The organism is Spirillospora sp. NPDC048823 (assembly GCF_043198445.1).
Classification (GTDB): Bacteria; Actinomycetota; Actinomycetes; order Streptosporangiales; family Streptosporangiaceae; genus Spirillospora.
In genome coordinates this window covers 135,750-158,982 of record NZ_JBICUT010000019.1, presented here as the reverse complement: position 1 = coordinate 158,982, position 23,233 = coordinate 135,750, and the positions used below count along the sequence as shown (strand labels likewise).

The 23,233-nt window shown below is 70.8% G+C and carries 21 protein-coding genes and 1 riboswitch; of the genes, 4 read left to right on the top strand and 17 right to left on the bottom strand.

What is annotated here, in order from left to right:
* Nucleotides 1–337: 337 nt before the first annotated feature.
* The 9 genes from ACGFK0_RS33120 to ACGFK0_RS33080 all read right to left on the bottom strand — a co-directional run bounded on the left by ACGFK0_RS33120 (nt 338) and on the right by ACGFK0_RS33080 (nt 8,756).
* Complete coding sequence (locus tag ACGFK0_RS33120; RefSeq protein WP_392912125.1) at nt 338–640, bottom strand: hypothetical protein; 303 nt, start codon at nt 638–640, stop codon at nt 338–340.
* A 203-nt stretch (nt 641–843) separates the two neighbouring features.
* Nucleotides 844–969 carry a hypothetical protein gene (locus tag ACGFK0_RS33115; RefSeq protein WP_392912122.1) on the bottom strand — a complete coding sequence of 42 codons (126 nt, stop codon included), beginning with the start codon at nt 967–969 and terminating at the stop codon, nt 844–846.
* A gap of 114 nt (nt 970–1,083) precedes the next feature.
* Nucleotides 1,084–1,674 carry a phospholipid scramblase-related protein gene (locus ACGFK0_RS33110; RefSeq protein WP_392912120.1) on the bottom strand — a complete coding sequence of 197 codons (591 nt, stop codon included), beginning with the start codon at nt 1,672–1,674 and terminating at the stop codon, nt 1,084–1,086.
* 74 nt (nt 1,675–1,748) lie between these two features.
* The gene (locus ACGFK0_RS33105) at nt 1,749–2,351 is read right to left on the bottom strand and encodes a phospholipid scramblase-related protein (RefSeq protein WP_392912118.1); all 603 of its coding nucleotides are present in this window, start codon (nt 2,349–2,351) and stop codon (nt 1,749–1,751) included.
* A 126-nt stretch (nt 2,352–2,477) separates the two neighbouring features.
* A complete protein-coding gene (gene groL, locus ACGFK0_RS33100) occupies nt 2,478–4,106 on the bottom strand; it encodes a chaperonin GroEL (RefSeq protein WP_392912115.1) in 1,629 nt (542 codons plus the stop codon).
* 657 nt (nt 4,107–4,763) lie between these two features.
* On the bottom strand, nt 4,764–5,531 hold the full coding sequence (locus ACGFK0_RS33095) for a hypothetical protein (protein ID WP_392912112.1): 768 nt from the start codon (nt 5,529–5,531) through the stop codon (nt 4,764–4,766).
* Nucleotides 5,532–6,007: 476 nt separating this feature from the next.
* Nucleotides 6,008–6,286 (bottom strand): MoaD/ThiS family protein, encoded by a 279-nt coding sequence (locus tag ACGFK0_RS33090; protein WP_392912110.1) that lies wholly within the window; start codon nt 6,284–6,286, stop codon nt 6,008–6,010.
* Nucleotides 6,287–6,297: 11 nt separating this feature from the next.
* Entirely contained in the window at nt 6,298–7,542 is a 1,245-nt protein-coding gene (gene thrC / locus ACGFK0_RS33085; RefSeq protein WP_392912108.1) for a threonine synthase, read from the bottom strand.
* Nucleotides 7,543–7,558: 16 nt separating this feature from the next.
* A riboswitch (SAM riboswitch) is annotated at nt 7,559–7,700 on the bottom strand.
* Between the two features lie 117 nt (nt 7,701–7,817).
* Nucleotides 7,818–8,756, bottom strand: coding sequence for a cation diffusion facilitator family transporter (locus tag ACGFK0_RS33080; RefSeq protein WP_392912105.1), 939 nt, complete (start codon nt 8,754–8,756; stop codon nt 7,818–7,820).
* A 109-nt stretch (nt 8,757–8,865) separates the two neighbouring features.
* Between ACGFK0_RS33080 and ACGFK0_RS33075 the strand changes: the two genes are divergently transcribed.
* Nucleotides 8,866–10,377, top strand: a complete 1,512-nt coding sequence (locus ACGFK0_RS33075) for a trehalose-6-phosphate synthase (RefSeq protein ID WP_392912103.1) — start codon at nt 8,866–8,868, stop codon at nt 10,375–10,377.
* Between the two features lie 94 nt (nt 10,378–10,471).
* Here the strand turns inward: ACGFK0_RS33075 and ACGFK0_RS33070 are convergent, their stop codons facing one another.
* Nucleotides 10,472–11,497, bottom strand: coding sequence for a sulfotransferase family protein (locus tag ACGFK0_RS33070; protein ID WP_392912101.1), 1,026 nt, complete (start codon nt 11,495–11,497; stop codon nt 10,472–10,474).
* Between the two features lie 173 nt (nt 11,498–11,670).
* Complete coding sequence (locus ACGFK0_RS33065; protein WP_358469208.1) at nt 11,671–12,222, bottom strand: RNA polymerase sigma factor; 552 nt, start codon at nt 12,220–12,222, stop codon at nt 11,671–11,673.
* Between ACGFK0_RS33065 and ACGFK0_RS33060 the strand changes: the two genes are divergently transcribed.
* Together ACGFK0_RS33060 and ACGFK0_RS33055 are read left to right on the top strand one after the other, a co-directional pair.
* Nucleotides 12,221–14,512 carry a serine/threonine-protein kinase gene (locus ACGFK0_RS33060; RefSeq protein ID WP_392912099.1) on the top strand — a complete coding sequence of 764 codons (2,292 nt, stop codon included), beginning with the start codon at nt 12,221–12,223 and terminating at the stop codon, nt 14,510–14,512. The genes ACGFK0_RS33065 and ACGFK0_RS33060 overlap by 2 nt on opposite strands.
* Before the next feature lie 199 nt (nt 14,513–14,711).
* Nucleotides 14,712–15,305, top strand: coding sequence for a PadR family transcriptional regulator (locus ACGFK0_RS33055; protein ID WP_392912097.1), 594 nt, complete (start codon nt 14,712–14,714; stop codon nt 15,303–15,305).
* A 17-nt stretch (nt 15,306–15,322) separates the two neighbouring features.
* On the opposite strand, the gene ACGFK0_RS33050 is transcribed toward ACGFK0_RS33055, so the two are convergent.
* From ACGFK0_RS33050 to ACGFK0_RS33035, 4 genes are all read right to left on the bottom strand, one after another.
* Nucleotides 15,323–16,498 (bottom strand): hypothetical protein, encoded by a 1,176-nt coding sequence (locus ACGFK0_RS33050; RefSeq protein WP_392912095.1) that lies wholly within the window; start codon nt 16,496–16,498, stop codon nt 15,323–15,325.
* Between the two features lie 252 nt (nt 16,499–16,750).
* Nucleotides 16,751–17,557, bottom strand: coding sequence for a hypothetical protein (locus tag ACGFK0_RS33045; RefSeq protein ID WP_392912093.1), 807 nt, complete (start codon nt 17,555–17,557; stop codon nt 16,751–16,753).
* 502 nt (nt 17,558–18,059) lie between these two features.
* Nucleotides 18,060–18,881 carry a trehalose-phosphatase gene (otsB, locus tag ACGFK0_RS33040; protein ID WP_392912090.1) on the bottom strand — a complete coding sequence of 274 codons (822 nt, stop codon included), beginning with the start codon at nt 18,879–18,881 and terminating at the stop codon, nt 18,060–18,062.
* An 86-nt stretch (nt 18,882–18,967) separates the two neighbouring features.
* Entirely contained in the window at nt 18,968–19,288 is a 321-nt protein-coding gene (locus tag ACGFK0_RS33035; RefSeq protein ID WP_358469225.1) for a DUF3263 domain-containing protein, read from the bottom strand.
* A 346-nt stretch (nt 19,289–19,634) separates the two neighbouring features.
* On the opposite strand from ACGFK0_RS33035, the gene ACGFK0_RS33030 reads away from it, so the two are divergent.
* Nucleotides 19,635–20,375, top strand: a complete 741-nt coding sequence (locus ACGFK0_RS33030; RefSeq protein ID WP_392912087.1) for a MarR family winged helix-turn-helix transcriptional regulator — start codon at nt 19,635–19,637, stop codon at nt 20,373–20,375.
* 37 nt (nt 20,376–20,412) lie between these two features.
* Here the strand turns inward: ACGFK0_RS33030 and ACGFK0_RS33025 are convergent, their stop codons facing one another.
* Both ACGFK0_RS33025 and ACGFK0_RS33020 read right to left on the bottom strand, forming a co-directional pair.
* Nucleotides 20,413–20,703 (bottom strand): SHOCT domain-containing protein, encoded by a 291-nt coding sequence (locus ACGFK0_RS33025; protein ID WP_392912085.1) that lies wholly within the window; start codon nt 20,701–20,703, stop codon nt 20,413–20,415.
* A gap of 119 nt (nt 20,704–20,822) precedes the next feature.
* Nucleotides 20,823–23,171 carry a S8 family serine peptidase gene (locus ACGFK0_RS33020; RefSeq protein ID WP_392912082.1) on the bottom strand — a complete coding sequence of 783 codons (2,349 nt, stop codon included), beginning with the start codon at nt 23,169–23,171 and terminating at the stop codon, nt 20,823–20,825.
* Nucleotides 23,172–23,233 lie beyond the last annotated feature (62 nt).

Genomic DNA, 23,233 nt, shown 5'->3' with positions numbered 1-23,233 from the left:
TTCAGCCCTTTTCCGATAACGCCCTTCCACTGCCGCTTGCGCGGCACCTTCCAGGCGGTGAAGCTATTTCATCAGATCCGGCCCGATTGTCAAAATCGACCTTTTCCGACCCACCAACGAACCGCGGACACGGAGCAACCGTGTCTGCTAGGTCGAAGTTGGCTCCCCACGGCACGGCCGCCTCTCGACGTCCCGCTGCCCTGTGGGGCGGAGAGAACATTATGCCCCTGCGGACCCAACGTCAAACCGACACTCACGCTTTTTTCCGAGCGGTGTTCCGCGGGAGCCGGAATCACCCGTCAACCCCACGCGTCACCTGCGGTTATGTCTCTCGCCGTCAAGCCGTCTGAGCAAGGTAGCCGCCCAAGAAGACGACCCCCTCGGCGAAGACCCAGAGAATCGCCGCCGCAGTGAGCATGCCGCTGAGACGATCCGGATCCCGTCGCGGAGAGAGCAACGCCAGAGCCACCAGGATGATTCCCACCGCCGGGATCACCGCGGCAAGGGAGACGAGAACGGCGTCGTGGACGCCGTTGACGCAGGCCTGGTCCCGGGCGCCGTCCGCACCGCAGAAGGCCTGTTCGCCCCAGCCGCCGAGGGCAGTGAACATCCAGAGCGCGGCAAGGGTGAGGTTGGCCACCGCGGGGATCGCGGGTGAGATCCGCCACTCGCCGGTACGTCTCGGAGCGACTTGCACGACTCATTACCTACCCCGGCGGTCCTCACCCGAAAAGGGCTTCCAATTCCCGGTGCGGTCGAGGCAGGTGCGCACTGCCCCCACCATTCCCGGGTCGGCGGCCACGTCGGTGCCGGCCCGTGTACAGATCAGTGCCACATCGAACGTCAGCGGCCGTGGCCGGACGATTGGACGAGGGTCGAGCGCAGATCCTCGGTCGTCACGGACGGGACGCGAGCGTCGAGCTCGTTCATCCGGTGGGCGGTGTGCAGGACCTCCCTCAAGGACCGCACGCGCCGCACCGTCCGGCTTGCCGCGCCAGTTGATCTCCCGCGGGTGGAGCGGATCACGGAGCCGACGGGGCTGACGGCCGCCGCCCCGAGCCCCCCGGCCGGGGCCCGGTCCGGTCAGGTGATCTCCTTGGACTCGTGGAGGGTCATGTCCATCACGATCGCCGTCATGACCGCCATGGTCCGCAGCGGTTCCGGGACGGGGTCGAAGATCTCGGCCTCGTACTTGTCGGCCGTCGTCAGCAGGTGCGTGGCGAGGCCCGCCCACTTCTTGCGCACGTGGGCGACCTTGGTGCCGTCGTTGTCGTGCACGGTGAAGTTGTTGCGCGGCACGTCCACGTCGACCGCGCCGATCAGGGTGCCGTCGCCGTCGTAGACGACGTAGCGGCGTCCGACCCGCTCGGTGACGAACGAGCCGACCGCGTCCTCCTTGGGGCCGAGGATCTCGGTGTAGTCGCGTCCCTTCTGCTTCTCCACGAGGAAAAGGGGGTTCCCGTCAGGTGTCGTCAGCAGGACGGCGCGGGCGTCGAGGTTCGACTTGCCGGGGACGATGCCCCGCATCGCTTCGGCGCGGCCCTGGTCGTCAGCGGGTGCCGCGATGGCGACGACGGTGCCGTCAGCGTCCATCACCTTGTAGCGCGATTTGGCGAACGGTCCTCGGCGAGGCTGCTCAATCCTGAGCATGGAGGAACTGAACGGGTCGCTCATGCATCTCTCCTGGCTTCGTCGTAGGCCGCGCCCTTCCGCGCCCTACGGTACGGGAAATCCACCGGGCGAATGGACTACCCGATCGGCCAGTCCTTACCTTCGTACAGCATCAGATCGATCGCGATCGGGGTGGCGACCACGAGGACGCGGAGCGGGTCGTGGAGAGGCTGGAAGATTTCGACCGAGTATCTGTCGGCGGTGGTCAGCAACTCGGTGGCGACGCCCTTGAGCTTCTTGTCGACCTGCGCGACATGGTTGCCGTAGCCGTCGATCACCCGGAACTTGTAGCCGTAGCGGCTGCCGTCCAGCCGGCCGACGGGGCGTTCGGCCGCGTCCAGAAGCATGTACTGGTACCCGGCCTTCTCACCGATTTTCCGCAGTGAGCCGATCAGAGCACCGTCGGCCGTGCTCACGTGTGTATCCCCGCTCCCGGTTCCCTTTTGCGCCTGCACGGAGATCAGCGGCACACCCTGCGTGCTCTCGACGTGGACGGTCCGGCCGCTGCCCCCGCCTCCGCCGGCGGTCCTCGCCGCCCGGCGGAGCCGCGAAATGTCACGCTCTCCCGCGGTGGCGAGCAGCGTCCCGTTGCCGTCGAACACCCGGTACCGGGATTCGGCGCCCGGGACGCCGCGCGGCTGATCGACACGCAGTACGGGGGAGCTGAAGAGATCACTCATGGGTACGCATGATGCCAGCGCATCCACCCACCGGGAAATGCCGGCAGCCCATTGTGGACACCGAGCACACGAAAGGGACGGCCCGAAGGGCCGCCCCTCTCACGTCGCGTCGTTACACGTCGCCGATCAGAAGTCCATGCCGCCGGCGTCGGGCATGCCGCCCGCCGGGGCCGGGTTCTTCTCGGGCTTCTCCGCGATGACGGCCTCGGTGGTGAGGAACAGCGCGGCGATCGACGAAGCGTTCTGCAGCGCGGACCGGGTCACCTTGGCCGGGTCGAGGATCCCCGACTCGAACATGTTGACGTAGTCGCCGGTGGCGGCGTTGAGGCCCTCACCAGGAGTGAGGTTACGGACCCGCTCCACCACGACGCCGCCCTCAAGGCCGGCGTTGACGGCGATCTGCTTCAGCGGCTCCTCCAGAGCGCGCTTGACGATGTTGGCACCGGTGGCCTCGTCGCCCGTGAGCTCCAGCTTGTCGAACGCGTTGGTGCCGGCCTGCAGCAGCGCCACGCCACCTCCGGGGACGATGCCCTCCTCGACCGCGGCCTTGGCATTGCGGACGGCGTCCTCGATGCGGTGCTTGCGCTCCTTGAGCTCCACCTCGGTCGCGGCGCCGGCCTTGATCACGGCGACACCGCCGGCGAGCTTGGCCAGGCGCTCCTGGAGCTTCTCGCGGTCGTAGTCGGAGTCGGTGTTGTCGATCTCGGTGCGGATCTGGTTGACCCGGCCCGCGATCTCGTTGGCGTCACCGGCGCCGTCCACGATCGTGGTCTCGTCCTTGGTGATGACGACCTTGCGGGCGCGGCCCAGCATGTCGGTCGTGGTGTTCTCCAGCTTGAGACCCACGTCCTCGCTGATGACCTGGCCGCCGGTCAGCGTGGCGATGTCGCCCAGCATGGCCTTGCGGCGGTCGCCGAAGCCCGGCGCCTTCACGGCCACGGACTTGAAGATCCCGCGGATCTTGTTGACGACCAGGGTGGCCAGGGCCTCGCCCTCGACGTCCTCCGCGATGATCAGCAGCGGCTTGCCGGACTGCATGACGCCCTCGAGGACGGGCAGCAGGTCCTTGTTCGCCGACGCCTTGCCCTGAACGATCAGGATGTACGGGTCCTCGAGGACCGCCTCCATGCGCTCGGGGTCGGTCACGAAGTAGTGCGAGATGTAGCCCTTGTCGAAGCGCATCCCCTCGGTCAGTTCGAGCTCCAGACCGAAGGTCTGGCTCTCCTCGACCGTGATGACGCCTTCCTTGCCGACCTTGTCCATCGCCTCGGCGATCATCTCGCCGATCTGCGGGTCGCCGGCGGAGATGGAGGCCGTGGAGGCGATCTGCTCCTTGGTCTCCACGTCCTTGGCGAGCTTGGACAGCTCTTCGCTGACCCGCTCGACCGCGGACTCGATGCCGCGCTTCAGCGACATCGGGTTCGCACCGGCCGCCACGTTCCGCAGGCCCTCGCGCACCAGCGCCTGGGCCAGCACGGTGGCGGTGGTGGTGCCGTCACCCGCGACGTCGTCGGTCTTCTTGGCTACTTCCTTGACGAGCTCCGCGCCGATCTTCTCCCACGGGTCCTCAAGCTCGATCTCTTTCGCGATCGACACACCGTCGTTGGTGATCGTGGGGGCGCCCCACTTCTTCTCCAGCACGACGTTGCGGCCCTTGGGACCAAGGGTCACCTTGACGGCGTCGGCGAGCTGGTTCATGCCGCGCTCGAGGCCGCGCCTGGCATCCTCGTCGAACGCGATCATCTTTGCAGCCATAGGCTCCAGTCCTCCCGGAACAAGGTGGCTTAGACGGATCGAGCCGACGCCCGCGACGGACGGCCCCCACCGACGACTGCCATTCCGTCGCCGGCCTGAGGCCTCATCGCCCCGACCCAGACTGTGAAGTTGTCACTCTCCACAGCAGAGTGCCAACCGTTTTTTAGCACTCTACCCTGCCGAGTGCAAGCGCCGCGCATCCACGCCGGGGGAAGGTTCATCTACCTGCCCCGACCCGTTCCCACCTGCGCCGGAGTCCCGTTCGGGATCGTCACCGGTGTGTCGCCGCGCTCCACCGCGTCCGGTCATCCGTCGGTAATCACGAAACGATCGTCGAACACGGGCGCGAGGGGGAGCGGCGAAGCCGCGATCCTGTTCCGCGGCGTTCCGCGACGAGGGTAGGAGGAGCCCCCAGCGCTGCATCAATGCGCCGGTTCATGATCTCCTCATCACCGTCGATGCAGTGGGCATACGCGCTTTGGGACAACACCCGCTCATGCCCTGCCGTCCTACTGAGAACGGGCGTCGACCGCGAGTGTTTCCCAGGGGACAGACATCGGCCGCTCCAGACTCGCGTTCGCTGGAGCGGCCCGACAGGCGTCCTGGGGGCCTTATCGCCCTGTGAATCCGAGCTACTTCATGGCGCGCGGCAGGCTGCTACTCGGCGCCCTGCTGGGCGGCGGCGCCATCCGCGATTTCGTCCTGCTCCGAACCCTCGACCTCGTTGACGACGGAGTTGCCTTTGCCGCCCTTGAGGCTGGTGTTGATGTCGTCGACCTTGACCGACTCGTTCCCGACCTTCGGCGAGGCGTAAGGCGACCCGGTGACACTGCTGAAGTTCAGGTTGCCCGGGCCGGACTCGCCGACGAGGGTGGGACCGTTGTGCCCGACGTTCGAGTTCTTCACCCACTGGGCGATCTCGGACTTGCCGTCGTGCCCATTCTTGCCGTCCGACGCGGCCCGCTCGGCGCTCTGCTCCTGTGCCTCCTGCTGCTGCGGAGCGGCCTCCTGCTGCGGAGCGGCCTCCTGCTGCGGAGCGGCCTCCTGCTGGGCGGCCTCCTGCTGGGCGGCCTCCTGCTGGGCGGCCTCTTCCTGCGGAGCCTCCTGCGCTTCCAGCGTGTTGTGCTGGGCGCCCTCGGCGGACGCCTGCTCCGCGCCACCCTGCTCGGCGGCCTCCGCGCCACCCTCGCCCTCGTCCTGCTCCGAGCCCTCGACCTCGTTGACGACGGAGTTGCCGTGGCCGTTCTTGAGGCTGGTGTTGATGTCGTCGACCTTGACCGACTCGTTCCCGACCTTCGGCGAGGCGTGAGGCGACCCGGTAACACTGCTGAAGTTCAGGTTGCCCGGTCCACTTTCGCTGACATAGGTAGGACCGTTGTGCCCGATGTCCGCCTTGTCTACGACGTAGATGTGGATGTCGGCCATCGCGGAAGGGGCCGCCAACACGGTAGCCCCCATCGCGATACCGGTAACCGTCACAGCTCGCGCGATTCGATTCATGCCATTCCTTCCTGCGTGAACTATCGGCGCCCTTCTGGGCGCCCACGCATCACTACTTCCAGGAAAGATCCGACAGCAAAGAGCGTCGATAGGCCTCCACAAGATAGCGGCAGTGAATCACATACTCACGTAAGGGGATCGAATCCTCATCGCGGGCTCCTAATGATATTTCCGAATGTTAGGCAATTCTTCTGTCTTGGCAATTATGTCCCCGAATGCACGATTGTTCAGGTGGCAGGCCCGAAATGCCGGCACGTAGGGGCGTCCGTACACCACGGCGAGACGCCCGGCCGGGAATCCCGGCCGGGCGTCTCGCCAGACTCCTGGCCGAAGCCAGTTGATCAGTCGGTTCTGCGACGACCCACGAATGCGCCGTGGGCGGCGGCACCGAGTCGGCCCCGTCAGCCGCCGGCGACGGCGGGGATGATCGAGATCTGGGCGCCTTCGGGGGTGGAGGTGTCCAGGCCGTCGGCGAAGCGGACGTCCTCGTCGCCGACGTAGACGTTCACGAAGCGGCGGATCTTGCCGTTGTCGTCCAGGATGCGGGCGGAGATGCCGGAGTAGGTGGACTCCAGGTCGGCGACGACGGCGCGGAGGGTGGCGCCCTCGGCCTTCACCTCGGCCTCGCCGCCGGTGTAGGTCCGCAGGATCGTCGGGATACGGACGGACACGGTGCTCATTGGTGCTCCTCTCAGGCCAGGCCTGCGGCGCGGAACGCGTCCAGGGACGGGGCAATGTTGGCGGACGGGGCGACGACGGGTGCGACGGCGTCCAGGGTCTTCAGGCCGTCCCCGGAGTTGATGATCACGGTCTCGGCGGACGGGTCGAGCGTTCCGGCGTCGACGAGTTTGCGGAGGGTCGCGACGGTGACGCCGCCCGCGGTCTCGCCGAAGATGCCCTCGGTGCGGGCGAGCAGCCGGATGCCCTCGACGACCTGCTCGTCGGTGACGTCCTCGACGGCGCCGTTGGTGCGGCGGGCGACGTCCAGGACGTACGGGCCGTCGGCGGGGTTGCCGATGGCGAGGGACTTGGCGATCGTGTCGGGCTTCACCGGGCGGACGACGTCGTGCCCGGCCTTGAACGCGGCGGCGACCGGGTCGCAGCCGGCGGCCTGGGCGCCGAAGACGCGGTAGGGCTTGTCCTCGACGAGGCCGAGCTTGATCAGCTCCTGGAACGCCTTGTCGATCTTCGTGAGCTGGGAGCCGGACGCGACCGGGACGACGATCTGGTCGGGCAGCCGCCAGCCGAGCTGCTCGGCGATCTCGTAGCCGAGGGTCTTGGAGCCCTCGGCGTAGTACGGCCGGACGTTGACGTTCACGAACGCCCAGTCGTCCTGCTCGCCGGCGATCTCGGAGGCGAGCCGGTTGACGTCGTCGTAGTTGCCGTCGACGGTCACGAACGTCCCGCCGTACACCGCCGTCGTGATGATCTTCTGGGATTCCAGGTCGGACGGGACGAACACGGCGCTGCGGATCCCGGCGCGGGCCGCGGCGGCGGCGACGGCGTTCGCGAGATTGCCGGTGGACGGGCAGGCCAGCACTTTGAAGCCCAGTTCACGGGCGGCGGCGAGGGCCACGGCCACGACGCGGTCCTTGAACGAATGGGTCGGGTTGCCGCTGTCGTCCTTCACCCACAGGCTCTGCAGGCCGAGGCTCTCGGCGAGGTTGTCGGCGCGGACGAGGCGCGTCAGGCCGGGCTCGGTGTTGGGCGTGTCGGCCACGGTGGACGGGACGGGCAGCAGCCCGCGGTACCGCCAGATGTTGCGGGGCCCGGACTCGATGGCCGCACGGGTGACGCCCCCGAAGTCGTAGGCGATCTCCAGGGGGCCGAAACACTCCTCGCAGGCGTAGAACGGGCCGAGGTCGCGTGTGGAGCCGCATTCGCGGCAGACGAGGCCGGTAGCGGGTCCGAGGTCAGTGGCAGGCGTGAGTGCCATGAGGGCGAGGCCTTTCTCCCCATCTTCCCTGCGCCACCTTGGTCGCAGGCCGGAGTTGGCACCATCTCCCGGCCGGCCTCGCAGGATCGCGAGTGCGCCTCAGCCGGGTGGTTGCCGGGGCTTCGCAGGGCCGGTCCCTCCACCCCTCTGGATGAGCTGTATTCAGTTGTGAAAGCGAGCGCGCTTTGAACGCGTATGCGTCGACTTTACATGATCTGACCGGATGCCAGACGGGTAGGTCCACTGGCTGAGACGCTACCCGGATGCGCTCTTGATCACGCCGGTTCTCCGCGGCGGACGGTGCGCTGCGTGGGGTCGAGGAACACGTGCCGGACGGCCGGAAGCCGCTCCCTGAGCCTGCGGTCGATCTCCCCGGCGACGTCCTCGGCCTCGTCGGCGCTGATGTCGTCGGAGAAGTTGACCTTGGCGGCGACGAGGATCTGCTCGGGACCGAAGTGCATGGTGAGCAGTTCGTCCACACCGGTCACGCCGCGGGCGCCGAGGATCTCCGAGCGGATCTCGCGCTGTGCGGCGGGGTCGGCGGCCCGCCCGATGAGCAGCACCGTGCTCTCGCGGCCGATCCCGAACGCGAGCACGACGAGCAGCAGGCCGATGAGGACGGAGGCGAGGCCGTCCCAGACGTCCGAACCGGTGATCTCGCGGAGGGTGAGGCCCGCGGCGGCGAGCACGAGGCCGATCATCGCCGTGCTGTCCTCGAACAGCGCCGCCTTGAACGTCAGATCGGGTGACCGGCGGACGTGCTCGACGAGCCCGCGGCCGTTTTCGCGGGTCTCCTGGCGCGCCTGGTAGACCGCGCGTATCCAGGACGTCCCCTCCAGCACGGCCGCGAGGCCGAGGACGGCGTAGGCCAGCCACACGCTCGTGCCGGTGCCGCCGCGGCCCATCATGGTCAGGATGCCGTAGGAGATGGAGAATCCGGCTCCGGCCACGAAGATCCCGAACGCGGCCAGCAGCGACCAGACGTACCGCTCGTTGCCGTATCCGAACGGGTGGCGCCGGTCGGGCGGACGTTCGCTGCGCCCCAGGGACGCGAGGAGGAGGCCCTGGTTGAGGGTGTCCCCCACCGAGTGCGCGCCCTCCGCGAGCATCGCGCTGGACCCGGCCAGGGCGCCGGCGATCAGCTTCGCGATCGCGAGGATGAGGTTCGCCGCACCGGCGACGAGCACGGTCTTGGTCGTCTCGGCCCTGCTCATCCGAGTCGACTACCCGTCGCACTTTGCCCTAATCCAGGCGGATTCGGCAGTGGCGTGAACCACGTGGGTCACTTTGAAGCGCCTCGGTCCCAACTGAGACCCTGCCGGTATGAGCCAAGTGCTGGTGGCATCGAACCGGGGCCCGGTGTCGTTCTCGTCGTCCGAGGACGGCGCGCTCACCATGCGGCGCGGGGGTGGCGGGCTGGTGTCGGGCCTCGCCGCCGTCACGGGAGCCCCGCGCGACCCCGGACCGCTCAGCCCGTCCGCCACCGAGACGGCGTCCGAGGCGGCGTCCGAGGCGGCGTCCGAGGCGGCGGACGTGCTGTGGGTGTGCGCGAGCCTGGGCGAGGCCGACCGGACGGCCGCCCGCCGCTCCCCGGACGGCCGCATCGACCTGGCCGGGTACGAGACCGGGGGCGCCGCCGTACGGATGCTCGACATCCCCGAGGCCACGTTCCACCGCGCGTACAACGCCGTGGCCAACTCGACGCTGTGGTTCGTCCACCACCTTCTGTACGAGACACCGCGCAGCCCGCATTTCGATGCCCGTGCCCGCCGCGACTGGCAGTCCTATGAGGCGTACAACGCGGCGTTCGCCGACGCCCTCGCACGGGACGCCGCGCAGGGCGCGAAGGCTGCGATCCAGGACTACCACCTGTCGCTGGCTCCCCGGATGCTCCGCGACCGGCGTCCCGACCTGAGAATCGTCCACTTCTCGCACACGCCTTGGGCGCCGCCGGAGTACTACAGCCTGCTTCCGGACGACATCGGCTCGCAGATCCTTCTGGGCATCCTCGGAGCGGACCACGCCGGGTTCCTCACCGAGCGGTGGGCCTCCGCCTTCCTCGACTGCTGCGAACTGCTGCCGGGGGCCCGTGTCGACCGTGCCGCCCGTACCGTCACCTGTTCAGGACACGTCACGCATGTAGGCGTCCATGGTCTCGGCGTCGACGGGACGGCGTTGCGCCAACGCGCCGCCGAACAGGATGTCGTGGAACGGGCGCGCGCGCTGCGTGAACAGGTGGGCGACCGCCAGCTCATCGTGCGGATCGACCGGACGGAGTTGTCCAAGAACATCGTGCGTGGTCTCGCCGCCTACCGCGAGCTGCTCGTCAACCATCCCGAGTGGCGCGGACGTGTGGTGCACCTCGCGTTCGCGTATCCGTCCCGCTATGACCTGCCCGAGTACCGGGAGTACACCGCGGCCGTCGAGCGGACGGCGAAGCAGATCACCGACGAGTTCGGCACGGCGGACTGGGATCCGCTGATCCTGCAGGTGAACGACGACTATCCCCGTTCCCTCGCCGCCTACGGCCTGGCCGACGTCCTCCTCGTCAACCCGATCAGGGACGGGATGAACCTCGTCGCGAAGGAGGGGCCCGTCCTGTCGGAGCGCGGCTGCGCGCTGGTGCTGTCCAGGGAGGCGGGCGCGGCGGCCGAGCTCTCCGAGGACGCGCTGATGGTCAACCCGTACGACGTGTCGCAGACCGCCGAGACGCTCCACAAGGCCCTGCTGATGCCGCGGGCCGAGCGCGCCGAACGCTGCGCCCGCCTCACCGCCGCCGCGACGGCCCTCACTCCGCAACGCTGGTTCGCCGACCAGCTCGCCGCCCTCGACTGACGCCGCACGTTCCCGGCCGCCACGGCCGGCCGGTCGTGACGGCCGGCCGGTCGTGACGGCCGGCCGGTCGTGACGGCCGGGGTGGCGGCGCAGGTCACATGGTGGAGGTGACGGTGCTTTCCGCCGCGAGGAGGCATTCGACCGGGTTCGGTTCGTGGTGCTGCTTCCAGCGTTCGCGCAGGGCGGCCTTGCGCTGCGCGATGCGGCGGTGGGCACTGGTCCTGGTGAAGCGGGCGAGCTGGGACGCGGGCGGTTTCGGCAGTCCGCTGGGCTCGTAGCCGTACTCGGCGAGCCGTTCGCCGAACGCGGCCTCCGCCAGGCTGATCTCCCAGGGGTCGAGGCGTTCCGCCCACGAGCCGATGCGGCTGGTCGTGACGGAGTCGTGCGTCCGTCCATGCCACTTCTTGCGGGGTGAGACGGTCCGCTGGGCCAGGCCCTCGGGGCGCGTCATCGCCGGGTCGAAGTCCTCGCCGAGGAACCCGCAGAGCCGGGTCAGCTCGTCGGCGGGGTCGGTGACGAGCCGCTCGTACTGCATCTCGTAGTAGGCGTCCGGGCCGAGGCGCTCGGCCAGCCGGCGTCCCCGGTCGATCGCCTCCCGCCACACGGACACGGCGTGGTGGACGTCCCTGTCGTACCAGGGCATCTCCATCAGCGAGGCGACACAGTCGCGGCCGTCCCGGACGAGGTGGACGAACTGCGCGTCCGGGAACATCCGCAGCAGCGTGCCGGCGTGCCGGAAGTAGCTCGGGCGCTTGTCGCCCCAGCGCGGCTTGCCGTGCCGGCGGGCGTACGCGCGGAACACGATGCCGATCGCCGAGCCCAGCGTCGGCGGCCCGGCGACGATCTCGTCGACGACGTCACCGGCGTCGAGGCCGAGCGCGTGGAACTTGGTGGCCTTCCCGGCCGTGATCCACTCCGCCAGCGCCCGTCTGTTCGCCCTTTCCCTGAGGTCACCGAACTCGCACCGCTCCGTATAGGCGGGGATGAGGAACTTCGTCTCCGCCGGGATCGCGATGCGGGCGTGCGAGTGCAGCATCAGCTGCAGCAGCGTCGTCCCCGAGCGGGGACACCCGAGAACGAAGATCGGGCGGTCGTGACGGGGGTCCGGGCCTGATGACATGCACGGCATGGTGTCCCACGCACCGGGGCGGCGGCCCTGGTCATGAGGGCACCGTTGCCCGCCGATTACCGACGTTTGACGGTGCCGTCTCCACGCGCCCGCACCCTTGCCGCCCCGCTGCGCGTCAAGGGCCGCACGTCACGGCCGCGCGTCACGGGCCCGGCCGGCGGCGGTCAGGTGTAGGACTCGCCCAGTGTCTGCCTGACCTGCTTGCGCGCCTCGTGGATGCGGGACTTGACGGTGCCGAGCGGAAGGCCCAGCTGCTCGGCGATCTCCGCGTACTCCAGCTGGGAGACGTCCCGCAGGACGAGGGCCTGGATGAGGTCGGGCTTGCGAGCCTCCAGGTCCTCCATGGCGTCCAGGATGTCGACCCGGGAGCCCGCGATGACGCTGGTACGGCGCGGGTCGGGGCGCTGCTGCGGAAGCTCCCCCGCCTGCTCCACCGAGCGCCGCTTCAGCGACCGGTAGGTGGAACGGGCGGAGTTGGAGACGACGACGTGCAGCCAGGTGCTGAACCTCGACCGCCCCTCGAAGCGGTGGATGTTCCGCGCCACCTGCAGCAGTGCGTCCTGGCATGCCTCCTCGGCGTCCTGCCGGCAGGGCAGGAATCGGGAACTGTGCCGCAGGACGTCCGGCTCGATCTTGCGGAGGAGCTCGTTGAGGGCGCTCTGGTCACCCTGCGCGGCCTTGACCGCCAGCTCCTCGGTCCTCTCGTCGAATGCCATGCCGCCTCATTGCTCGTTCGCGCACTCACCCCGTTGTTGGGATGATACGGGTGTGTCTTTCCCACCATCAGTAGGCCGTTACCGGATCGACCGCGTCCTGGGTTCGGGGGCGTTCGCCTCTGTGTGGCTGGGGCAAGACGACGCCCTGGAGTCCCAGGTAGCGATAAAAGTCCTGTCTGGCAGCCTGATCGACGATCTGGACGTGCGCAACCGTTTCCTGGAGGAGGCTCGGATACTTCGCCGCGCCGACTCCGAGCGCCTCGTCCGCGTCCACGACATCGGCGAGCTTCCGGACGGGCGTCCCTACTTCGTGATGTCGTACGCGGACCGCGGAACACTCGGCGACCGCATGCGCGAGCGGCCACTTCCGGTCAGCGACGCGATCGCCCTCGCCGAGGAGATCGCGTACGGGGTCGAGGTGATCAACACGCTGGGCGTGATCCACCGCGACCTCAAGCCGTCCAACGTGCTGTTCCAGTCGACGCCGGACGGCGGCGAGAAGCTGCTGATCGCCGACCTCGGGCTGGCCAAGGCTCTCGCGCACGCCTCCGGCGCCTTCACCCTGCCGGTCGGCACGCCCGGGTACATGTCGCCGGAGCAGGCGAGGTTCGGCGGCGGCCTGGACGTGCGCGCCGACGTGTACGGGCTCGGCGCGCTCACCTACCACATGATCACCGGACGGGCCCCCGGCCCGGCACCGGTCAAGTCGCCGCCCAGCGAGCTGCGCGAGGGGATCACTCCGGCGTTCGACCAGGTGATCCTGCGCGCCCTGGAGGTCGAGCGGGAGAAGCGGTGGCCGACCGCCGAGGCGTTCGCCGAGGCGCTGTCCACGCTGCGGCCGACGTCGGCGCCGGGCGTGCCCGCGCCCTCGTACGCGCCGCCGGCCCCGCAGATCAACGCGGACGCGACCGTCCAGGACTTCTACCGGGACGGCAGCCAGGCCCGGCCGCCCGGCCCCGGCCCGGCTCCGGCCATGACTCCCGTTCAGGGCCAGGCGCAGGGCCCCGCCCAAGGACAGGGACCGGTTCAAAGGCAGGCGCCCGTCCAGGGTCAGCCTCCCGCGCCGGGGCCGGCGCCCGGCCCGCAGGGCGGTGGCCCGCGGGAGATGCGGACACGGCTCGACCAGCCGGCCGAGGACGACGTCCACACGTCCGAGATGCGCGTCCCGCCGGGGCCGCAGGGCGGTGAGCAGACGATCGTGGACGACCCGAGCGGACGCGGCACGCCGTTCGGGCAGGCCGAGCCGGCGACCGCCCCCGACAATGACAACGACCGCACGGTGGCGATGCAGTCTCCGCCGCCTCCGCAGCAGCAGGGCGGCCCCGGCGGCGACAACAAGACCGCCGTCTTCCCGACGCAGCCTCCGCAGAACGGCGCCCCGCAGCAGGGCGGCCCCATGCAGCCGATGGGCCCGGGGCCGGGCGGCCCGCAGCCTTACGGTCAGCCCGGCCAACCCGGTCAGCCCGGCCAACCCGGTCAGCCCGGCCAACCCGGTCAGCCCGGCCAGCCCGGCCAGCCTGGGCAACCGGGGCAGCCGCCTCCCACCGGATTTCAGCCGCCGCCACCCGGACCGGTCCAGGGTCAGGGCCAGGGGCCTGGCGGCGGCAAGGGCGGGCTGCTGGGCAAACTCCGGGGCGGCGGTGCTCCAGGGCGGCCGGGCGGCGGTGGCGGCACCGGGAAGAAGTTCGTCACGCCGCTGATCATCACGGTGGTCGTTCTGGCGGTGGCACTGGTCGGCGGCCTGACCCTCGGCCTGCTGTTCTCCGGCGGCGACGACGGCAAGGACAAGGAAGACAAGCCCAAGATTCCGAAGGACTTCGTCGCGATAGCCGACAACTCGGGCAAGATCAAGGCCGCTGTGCCGAAGGCGTGGCCCAAGGACCAGAGCGAGCAGACGTGGACGCCGTCCACCGTCCGGCTCAACGACGCCCAGCCGCGCCCGGTGCTGCGGGCGACGCCGGACAAGGCCGCTTACCTCGGCAACGGCAAGGGCCCCGGGGTCTTCATCGGCGTGACCGCGGACGCGCGTGACGGGCAGCTTCCTCCGCCGAGCGCGGCCGTCCACTCCCAGTGCACGAAGGCCGAGCCGGAGAACTACACCACTCCGGACAAGGCCCTCAGCGGGACGATCACGCGCTTCACCAACTGCAAGACCGGTACGCCGTCCGTCACCGAGGTCGGCCTCCGGGACAAGTCCGGCAAGTTCGGCCTGTGGATCCGGGTCAAGGAGACCGACGACCGCAACGCCACCAAGGACATCTTGGACAGCCTCAAGGTCACCGGCCCCTGACCATCACACGCCCCGGCCTGGCCGTCCCCTGACTGGCGGCGCCGTGCCGTTGCACGGTAATACGTCCACCCCTGTGCTCTCCTGGCGTCCGCCGACGCGCCCCGCGCGCGCGGGCAGATCCAGGACGCGGTGTTGCTTCGCGACCTATTCCGATATATCGTTAATGCATCGCAACCGATCATAAGCTAAGGAGACTGAGATGCGTGACGACACACCGAGAAGGCGCGGAGGCCCCCGGGGGTTCCAGGAGCGCGGGCGCCGCGGAGACCAGTTCGGCCCGTGGGGGTCCGGCGGCCCGGGGTTCGGTCCCGGGCCCGGCCATCGCGGACGCGGTGGACGCGGGCGGCGGACCCGGCGCGGCAACGTCCGGGCGGCCCTGCTCGCCCTGCTCGCCGAGCGGGCGATGCACGGCTACGAGATGATCCAGGAACTGGACGCCCGCACCGGCGGTGTCTGGCGGCCGAGCCCCGGCTCGGTCTACCCGACCCTCCAGATGCTGGAGGACGAGGACATGGTCACCAGCGAGGAGCAGGGCGGCAAGCGGCTGTTCTCCCTCACCGACGCGGGCCGCGAGGCGGCGGCCGCGCAGAGCACGACCCCCTGGGACGAGGTCACCGCGGCCGCCGGCGAGAACGCCCTGCGCGGGCGTGAGGCGGTCGGCCAGCTGATGGGCGCCCTGCACCAGGTCATGGCGGTCGGCAGCGAGACGCAGAAGGCGCGTGCGCTGGACGTCGTCAACGACGCCCGCCGCCGCCTCTACGGAATCCTCGCCGATGACCCCGAAGCCGATTGAAGCGGCATCCGGCGCGGTCAGCCCGGGAAGGGGACCGGCTTGGCGCGCTGGTCGGCCATGTACAGCTGCTTCCACACGTACAGGCTCATGTCCCCGCGGGCGATGTCGTTCTGGACGGGGACGTCGACCGTGGCGCGCACCAGGTACGTGGCGCCCGGCGCCATGTACTTGTCGCCGCCCTCTCCGGGGATGAGCGCACCGCCCGCGAGCCTCCGCACGACCTCGCTCTTCGTCGGCGGCGTGCACATTTCCTCCGGGACGCCGGCCTGCGGCATGCACCGTCCCCGGGCCTCGGGCGTGACGAGCTCGCGCTTGACGAAGACGTCGCCGGGGAAGTCGAGCAGCACCTTCTCGTCCGTCGGGTTGGTGAGCAGGTACTCGATGTAGGGGAACGACGTCCCGGACGGCGGCGACGACTGGAACGTCGTCACGGCGCCGTCGCTCACCCCGCTGGTCACCGTGGCGAGGGTGTACTTGGATCCGTCGGCCGTGCCGACCTTGATGGGCGCCCCGGCGGAGGGCAGGCGGACGTCGGCGCCGCCCGTAGGACGCTCACCGGCGGCGGCGCCTTCACCGCCGCCACCGCCGCCGCGCGTCAGGACGAGCCCGACCACGACCAGGCCGGCCAGGACGAGGACGCCCGCGGCGACGAGCCCGCTGCGGCGCCCCGCCCGCTGCCGCGCCGTGCGTTCCCGCTCGCGCTCACGTGACCCGAGCCGCACCTGCACGCCGCTCGTCTCCCGGACGCCCATCTGCCCGGCCGCGGGCTCGTCCCCGTGCTCTACGTACATGTCCTGCTCGGTGTACGCGTCCTGCGCCTCGGAGACACCCGCCCATGCCGCGCCGCCGCGCATGTCCTGTTCCGCACCCGGCTGCTCCGGGGACCGGACCTGCGACCGGACGTGCGGCTGAACGTGCGGCTGAACGTGCGGCTGCGGCGATTCGGGGGGACGGCCCCAGACCCGCGGCGGTTCCTGCGCACCGGGAGCCGCGTGGACGATGGGACGCGTCGGGGCGCCCGGCGGAACCGGGGTGCCCGGCGGTCTCCGCACGTCCGCCCGCGGGAACGGCCGCGCGGCCCGTCCGGGGTGGACGGGCGTCCCCTGCACGGGCGTGGCCTTCGCCGGAATCTCATGGGGTGGAGCGCTTCGCACCTCGCCCGGACGGCGTGGGACTCCCGGTTCAGTGTTCACCGTCAAGCCTCCCCATGTACCTGTGCGGTTCCCCGTGACCACACTTACCGCGATCCATCCTATTTTGGCGCAATTAGACAGCCGGTCCACGCGCGCCACCAGAGTCTCGCGAGATCCGACAAATCCGTACACGCCACTTTGTCACCTGGGCCAACAACCGGCCAGTACGGCACCGGTCACCCGTCAGTGGCACCTGTCAGGACGGCGCGAGTCCGGTCCGGGGGAAGCCGGACAAGCCGCGATCCTCGCGCCTCACTTCGGAAAGGGGACCTGCTTCGCGGGCTTGTCGGCCATGTAGAGCTGCCTCCACACGTACAGGCTCATGTCCGCTCTGGTGAGGCCGCGCTTGATGGGCGCCTGGACGGTGATGCGCACCAGGTACGTCGATCCCGGCGGCATGTACTTGTCGCCGCCCGCCGCGGGGACCAGCTCGCCGCCCGCGAGCCGCCGCACGACCTCGCTCGTCGTCGGCGGAGTGCACATGTCATCGGGGACGCCGGTCTGCGGCTCGCACCGGCCCTGCGCGGCCGACGTGACGAACTCGCGCTTGAGGAACACGTCGCCCGGGAAGTTGAGCAGCACCTCTTGCTGCGTCGGGTTGGTGAGGAGGTAATCGATGTAGGGGAACGACGTGCCGGCGGGCGGCGCGGACTTCGTCTTCTCGTTCAACCCGCTGGTCACCGCGGCGATCCGGTACCTGAACCCGTCGGCCGTACCGATTTCGACGGGTGCCCCGGCCGGCGGGAGCTCGACGTTCTCGACGCTCTGCCCCGCCTTGCCGGCGTCCGCTTCGCCCTCGTCCCCCGAGCCGGGCGTCAGGACGAGCCCGATCACGACGAGCCCGGCCACCACGAGCACGCCCGCCCCGGCCATCATGCCGCGGCGTCCCGCGGGCCGGCGCTCTCGCCGCTCCCGGCCTTGCCGCTCCCGGCGTTGCCGTTCCCGCTCGCGCGTCCGCGACCCGAGCCGCACCTCCACGCCGCCGGTCTCCCAGCTGCCCGTCTGACTCGGCGCGGACGCTCCGGTCCGCTCGGGGTACGCGTTCTGCGTCTCGGGCACGCCGGCCCACACACCCCCCGGCTGTGATGTCCCGGGCAGCGGTGTCCCGGACTGTGATGGGCGTTCGGGTGGGCGGCCCGGGGGTTCGGGTGGGCGGCCCCAGGCCCCCGGTGTCTCCGGGGCGCCGGGGCGTCCCTGGACGATGGGGCGGGTCGGGGCACCCGGAGGTACCGGCGCACCCGGCGGCGGTGTCCGGGCACCCGGCGGCTCGGGCGCCGCGGGGTGAACCGGCAGTCCTTCCAGCGGTGTCGCCCGGGGCGACGGATCACCCTGGGGAATGTGCCGGGGATCGCCCGGACGGCGTGGGAGTCCCGGTTCCGTGTCCACCGTCTAGTTCGCCTTTCGTAGCGCGGCCACCCGCGAACCGCACACTTGCCGCAATTCGCCACATCTTGCCTCACGTGGACGGCGGCCCGCACGCGGCTCCGGAAACAGGCGAGATCCGATGACCCCGGGCGCGATTCTTGTCACTTTACGACGAGACGTTGGCGTGTCGTGCAGGTCAGAGAGGCGAGTCGAGCAGCGTCCCGAGGAAACCGACGACTCCGGCCGGGCCGTCCACGACCACGTCCGCCCGCTCGGCGAGCGCCGTCACCTCGCTGGACCCGCTGCAGACCAGCACCCCGGGCACCCCTTCCGCGCGCAGCGACTCCACGGCGTCGAACGCCGCCAGGTCACCGAGGTCGTCTCCGGCGAACAGCACGGCCGACGGGCGCGCCCCGCGGTCGTCGATGAACGACCGCAGCGCCATCCCCTTGTCCATCCCGTGCGGCCGCAGCTCCAGGACGAGCCGGCCGGGCTCCACCGTCAGCCCGGTACGTTCGGCGAGCGCGGCGAGAATGCTCCGCAGCCGCTCAAGCGCGACCTCCGGCTCGGCGCACCGGCGGGTGTGCACCGCCAGCGCCTGCCCCTTGTCCTCGACGAAGGTCTCCGGCGGCGCACCCGCGGCCGCCAGGACGCTCGGCAGCTTGGCTCGGGCCTCCGCGACACCCGGCGGCGGCTCGGGGACGGTCAGAACGCCGGACTCCCAGCGTTCCAGCCCGTACTGCCCGAGCACGACCAGGCCGTCGATGCCTTCGAAACCGCCGTACTCGACCGCCACCGCCGCGGGACGTCCCGTGACGATCACCACCGCGCCCACCAGCGGAGCCAGCCGGGCCAGCGCCGCGGCGGCATCCGGATGCGCCCGGGCCGCGGCCGGATCGTCGACGATCGGCGCGAGAGTGCCGTCGAAGTCGAAGCCGAGCACGGCCCCGGCCGGGGATTCACGGATGGCGTCGAGGCCGTCGGCGCCGGCGGCCGTCACAGAGCGGGGAGAGTTCACCCGGCCAGTCAACCCTCTTCGTCCGGGGTGTCGCCAGGACCCGCCCGGCGCGAGTCCTCGGACGGAGGCGGGTGCGGCCGGCCGGGTCAGGGCCGGATGCCGAGGCGGCGGGCCGCGCGGCTGCGTTGCCGCTGCGACCGCATCCGGCGCAGGCGCTTGACGAGCATCGGGTCGCACTCGAGCGCCTCGGGTCGGTCGATCAGAATGTTGAGGAGCTGGTAGTACCGCGTCGCCGACATGTCGAACAGCTCGCGGATGGCCTGCTCCTTCGCTCCGGCGTACTTCCACCACTGCCGTTCGAAGGCGAGGATCCGGCGGTCACGCTCGGAGAGCTGGTCGGCGGGGAAGGCGGCGTCGTCCGCCCCCCCTTCTTCGGTCACGGGTTGCGGAACCGGGCCATCGTCCATGCTTCCGTCCTGTGGGGGGACGTCACCGCGGGGATCACCGGGGGGGTTCGCCGCTCGCATCAGGTCCCCTCTGTGGTCACTGATCCCGGGTCGTCCGGGTTCGGGCGGGAGTCATGTTACGCGTCCGCGCCGACAAGTTCCGGCGGTTCGCGGGGAACGGCGGCCGACGATTCAGTGCATCACATCCCCGTTCACCTGGGGATCTTCAACGCCGCGTGTCCCACCGGGACCACCTGTCCCAGCCGCCCCGGACGCGTGCGATCGCATTCGTTAGGGTCGGTAATCCGCAGTGTCCGGCGCGGCGTCCGAGCAGGCGGCGATGACAGCACGGAACGGAGACCTTTGCATGGCGACGGACACCTCCGCCACGAAACGGCCCGCCGGACGTAACGCGGCCGACCACGAACCCGCCGACCACGAACCCGCCGACCACGAGGCCTCCGACCACGGCACCGCCGTGCGGGAGCCGGCCACCCCGGGACGTCATGACGAGCCCGCCTCCGACCCCGTCCTGGCCGACATCAGCGTGGCGCTGCTCCAGCTTCGCCGGGCCTGGGCGAAACCCGACCTCATGAAGCGGATCCGCGCGCAGACGCCGACCGAAACCGGCGGGCGCCCGCTGCAGATCTCGAACCTGATGGTGGTGAACGCCGTCGCCGCCCTCACGGCCGCGGAACCCGGTGACGCGGCGCCCCATGACACGGCGCCCCATGACACGGCGCCACATGACACGGACGAGCCGTCTTGCGAGGTCACCGTCGGCGCCGTCGCGGAACGACTGGAGATCGACCCGTCCACCGCGAGCCGCCTCGTCGGGCACGCGATCGACGCGGGGCTGCTGTCGCGGCGCCCGTCCCCCGTCGACGCGCGCCGCGCCAACCTGGGACTCACCGAGGCGGGACGGCGTGTCAAGCAGGTCGCCGACCGGTTCCGCCGCGCCTACTTCGACGAGCTGATGTCCGGCTGGTCGGCGACGGAGCGGACGGAGTTCGCCCGGCTCCTCACCCGCTTCGTCGACGCCGCCGCCCGCGCCCCGCGCTACGCGGACGGCATCGACAAGATCTTCGAGGAGGCCCGCGCCGACTAGCGCGGACCTGCTCGCTCCGGGCGGCGCCGGGCCCGGGTCAACTTCCGTTGCGGAGTGTGGAGATGCGCATCAGGTACTCGTCCTCGTCGATCTCGCCGCGGGCGAACCGCTCGGCGAGCACCGACTGCGCCTTGGCCATCGGGTCGGCCGCCGCCGCGGCCGCCGCGGCGTTGCCGTTCATCTTGCGGCGGATCAGGTAGAACCCCGTCGCCAGCACGGCCAGCCAGAACAGGCCGAAGGTGATCGGGAAGACCGGCCAGAACGCCGGCGCGTCCCCGCCGTCGTGCCAGTTGCCCGGATTCATCTGCGTCGCCAATGTCATCAACATGGTCCATCGACCCTTCCTGTCGTTCGGATACGTCGATGCTCGGCGACAGGTTCGGGGGCACACATCGTCTGGCCGGAGACTCTCGCGCTACGCCCGGCGGAGTACCGCGGGCACGGGGTTCACCACCAGGGCGGCCGGTAGTCCTCGTCGTCGGAGGGCCCCGAGGGGCGCGGACGCCGCCCGCGCGGCTCGTCGTCCGCCTGGTTCACCGGGGGGACGGGCCCGCGCGGCGGCTCACCGTCGGCGGGATCGGGCGGGACGGCGGGCAGCGCGCCGGTCGGCCACCCGTCCACGGGCGGTCCGGGAGGGCCGGGCGGTCCGGGAGGGAGCGGCGGCTGCGCCGGCGGTTCCGGAGGCACGGCGGGCAGCGGGGCGGTCAGGTCGATGTCCGGTCGTTCGTGCCCGCCGAGGGCGTTGCGCCGGAACGCGTCCCAGTCGTCGTCGTCCAGGCCGGGCGCATCGCCTCCGGCGCCGCCGACTCCGAAACCGGAACCGTTGACGTCGGTGCCGTTGGCGCCGTTCCCGTCGGCGTGATGACCGTGACCGTTGCCGAAGTCGTGCCCGTTCGCCGGCTTGTGCCCATTGGTGAGGCCCTGGCCGTTCAGATGGCCCTGCCCGTTGAGGTGGCCCTCTCCGTTGGCGTGGCCCTGCCTGTTGGCGTGGCCCCCGTTCCGTCCGTCCGCCGAGTACTCGCCGGGGACGAACGGACGAAGTTCGCTCGACATGATCGGCGGCTGGTGCGGGGCCGGCGGCGGCGGGGGCTCGACAACGCCGGGCGATGCCTCCGTGTCCCAGGAGGCACCCCAGGTCGAGGTGTCCAGGGGCGGCGTGTCCATGGCCGGCGTGTCCATGGCCGGCGTGTCCATGGCCGGCGTGTCCATGGCCGGCGTGTCCATGGCCGGCGTGTCCAAGGGCGGCGTGTCCATGGGCGCTGCGTCCCACGGCGAGGGCTCCCCTCCCGGGACGCCGAAAGGCGGAACGTTCCCTGGCGGGACGGCCGGCGCGGGCGGCCCCTGGTACACGTCGGTGCTCTGCCAGAGCGGCACGTTGACCGGCGCGACCACGGGCGCCATGGCGGCGGAGCCCGGCGGCACCGCCGCCGCGGCGGCGGGCTGGCGCTGCGCGACGGGGGCGGACGGCAGGCCGTAGTCGGGCACGGCGTCGGTGTCGCCGGTGTCGTCATCCGGGCGGCGCCGCTGCCGCCAGCCGAGCACGAGCCCGAAGACGACGAGCATTCCGCCGCCGGCGAGGACCGCCGGGAGCAGCAGGTCCGAGCCCTCCTCGGGGGCCTGCGCCACCGGCTCCGGGGCCGGGGACGGGGGCGGGGTCTCCACCGGGCCGCTGGACGTCTTGTTGATCTTGTGTGCGGCGAAGAGCGTCCTCAGCGCGTCGACCGTCCCGTGGCAGGTGGACGAGCCCGTCGGATGCCCGCGCCGCGCGGGCGACCCCTGGATCAGCGCCTGCCGGACCTCGGCCGGTGTCAGCCTCGGGTAGCGGGACCGGACGAGGGCGGCGACCCCGGCGACCATGGCCGACGAGGCGCTGGTGCCCGTCCCGACGACGTAGCCGTTGCTGGCGTCGGCGCTGACGATGTCCACGCCGGGTGCGCAGACGGCGGCGTGGGAGCGCCTGTTGCTGTCCTTCCAGAGGCGCAGCCTGCGGTCGAGCGCGCCGACGGCGATCACTCCGGGGTAGGCGGCGGGGAAGTTCTTGCGGTTGGCGCCCGAGCCGTCGTTGCCCGCGGAGGCGATCAGGACGACGCCCTTGCCGAGCGCGTACTTGATCGCGCTCTCCTGGGACTTGGTGCCGTTGTAGAACTGGCGTCCGCCGCCGAGGGACATGTTGATGATGTCGGCGCCGTGGTCGACGGCGTAGCGGATGCCCTGGGCGACGGCGTCGCGGTCGGCGCTCCCGTTCTCCTGCCCGTTGTCGCGCCGCAGCGGGTCGTCGTTCTCCAGCGTGACGCGGATGGACAGGATGTGGCTCTGCGGCGCGACGCCCATCATTCCCTGCGACAGCCGGGGCCCGTGGCCGTGGCCGGAGATGATGCTCGCCATCGACGTCCCGTGCAGGCCCCAGAAGCGGGTGCCGGGACTGCGCACTCCGCCGGTGAGATCGGGCCCGGTGATGACCTGGCCGGTGAGGTCGGGGTGGTTCTTGTCGACGCCGGTGTCGAGGACCGCGACCGTGACGCCGCGTCCCTTGGAGTACTTCCACGCCTTCTGGGTGCGGAGCACGTTCAGGTGCCATTCGCGGCCGCGGATCTGGTCGGTCGGGGCGTTGAGGAGCGCCCCGGCCGCCGCGCCGCGCACGGTCCGTTCCGGCTGCGGCCGGTCTCCGGTCGCGACGGCCACCGGTACGGCCACGGCCGCGCCGAGGGTGAGCACCGTGAGGGCCGCGGTCGTCCGGGCGCCGAGCCGGGTCGCCGGTCGGGTACGCGCTGGACGGCGTCGACCGGCTTCGGACACGCCGCCGCACCTCCCTCCCGGCAGACCGCCGCGCTCCACGACGGGTTGACATTCTGCCACGC